This window comes from Kocuria palustris (assembly GCF_007666205.1).
GTDB lineage: Bacteria > Actinomycetota > Actinomycetes > Actinomycetales > Micrococcaceae > Kocuria > Kocuria palustris_A.
Genome location: NZ_VDOR01000002.1, coordinates 463,949 through 465,653, shown reverse-complemented (window position 1 = coordinate 465,653; position 1,705 = coordinate 463,949). Strand labels below are relative to the sequence as shown.

Genomic DNA, 1,705 nt, shown 5'->3' with positions numbered 1-1,705 from the left:
CATCGACCGCAACGCCACCGCAGCGCTGCTCTACCGCATGTCCGGCTCCCCCGCCTACACCGCACCGCGCACCTCCGCCTTCACCGACGTCCGCCCCGGCTCCGCCTTCTACAAGGAGATCCACTGGGCCCGAGCCCAGGGCATCACCACCGGCTGGCCCGACGGCACCTTCCGCCCGCTCGAGCAGACCGATCGCGATGCCATGGCCGCCTTCCTGCACCGCTACGAGAACTGATCCCCGACCGCTCCGGGGGCTGAACGGCCCTCGGCGCCGCAGCGGGGCCGTCCCCCGCCGCGGCCGCACCTTCCTGCCGCCCCGGGGCTGCGCAGCCTGCGCAGCCCCGGGGCGGAGGCTGCCCCGAGTCCCTTCCCCGGCACGGACGCAGAACCGCTCGCCCGCCTGCCCGCGGGCCGAGCCGAGTCGCCCCATCCGCCGACGGCACCTGCCCGTGCCAGCAAGGGAACCCGCCATGATCCGCACTGCCCCACGCCGCGTCGCGGCCGCCGCCCTGACCGCCGCCGCGCTCACCGCGCTGCCTCTGCTGGGCACGGCCGCCCCCGCCCGCGCGGCCGCCCAGGACATCGTCAGCGCGCCCGCCGCCGAGAAGGACGGATACCGCCAGCAGATCCTCGACGAGGTCAACCGGCACCGGAAGGCCAACGGGCTCCGGCCGGTGCGCTACTCGCCCACGATCACCGGCATCGCCCAGGACGAATCGGACCGCGTGGTCCGCGCCGAGCGAGTGAGCCACTCCATGGACTTCCTCTCCGATCCCCGCAGGGGCACGGGGGTCGATGCCATGAACGAGATCACCGCCCTCGAGCACTCCATCGACCCCGCTGCTCTCGTGCGGTGGTGGAAGTCCTCCCCCTCCCACGACAAGGTGCTGCTCTCCCCCGAGATCGAGGTGATCGGCATCGGCGTCACGATCGCCGACGGCCGCCTGACGAACACCGGCCAGCCGTGGCGCCTCGTCTCCGTCGTCGACGGCTACGGCTACGTCCCCGGTCACGGCCCCGCCGACGCGCGCGCCGGGGTCACGGGGTCCGCACCCGCCGTGTCGCCGCAGTCCGTCGCCGCGCCCATGACCCGCCCCGCCCCGCTGACGACCGCGGCCGCGGGGCCGTTCCGGGACGTTCCGGGCAGCCACCCGTTCGCCGCCGAGATCGGGTGGGCCCGTGACCGGGGCCTGCTCACGGGATGGGCCGACGGCACCTTCCGCCCGTCGCAGAGCATCGACCGCGATGCGATGGCGGCCGTGGCCTACCGCATGGCGGGCTCCCCCGCCTACCGGCCGCCGGCGGTCTCCCCCTACCGCGACGTGCCCACGGGGCATCAGTTCTACAAGGAGATCACCTGGGCCCGCTCCGAGGGGCTGCTCACCGGCTGGTCCGACGGCACGTTCCGGCCCGGCGACGACATGGCCCGCGATGCGACGGCCGCCCTGCTGTGGCGCATGGAGGGCCGACCCGCGGCCGGCCCCGCGCCCTTCGCGGACGTGCGCCCCGGCCAGCTGCACGGGGAGGCGATCGCCTGGATGGCCGACGAGGGCATCGCCCGGGGCTGGGCCGACGGGACGTTCCGCCCGCGGGCCTCCACGGAGCGCGGCGCCATGGCCGCGTTCCTGCAGCGCTCCGCCCGCTGAGCCGGCTCCCCGCCCGCAGAAGGCCGCCGCCCTCCTCTCGCGCGAGAGGAGGGCGGCGG

At 75.7% G+C, this 1,705-nt stretch carries 2 protein-coding genes; both read left to right on the top strand.

Going from position 1 to position 1,705, the window contains the following annotated elements; translation table 11 throughout:
- Positions 1 to 235: S-layer homology domain-containing protein (locus FSY66_RS04230; RefSeq protein WP_144791550.1), on the top strand; the 235-nt coding region annotated here is incomplete at its 5' end.
- A 235-nt stretch (positions 236 to 470) separates the two neighbouring features.
- Positions 471 to 1,646 carry a CAP and S-layer homology domain-containing protein gene (locus FSY66_RS04225; protein WP_186304395.1) on the top strand — a complete coding sequence of 392 codons (1,176 nt, stop codon included), beginning with the start codon at positions 471 to 473 and terminating at the stop codon, positions 1,644 to 1,646.
- Positions 1,647 to 1,705 lie beyond the last annotated feature (59 nt).

Bases quoted from the DNA above. Each gene is read 5' to 3' on its own strand.
- FSY66_RS04225 (WP_186304395.1), top strand. From the start codon at position 471: ATGATCCGCACTGCCCCACGCCGCGTCGCGGCCGCCGCCCTGACCGCC.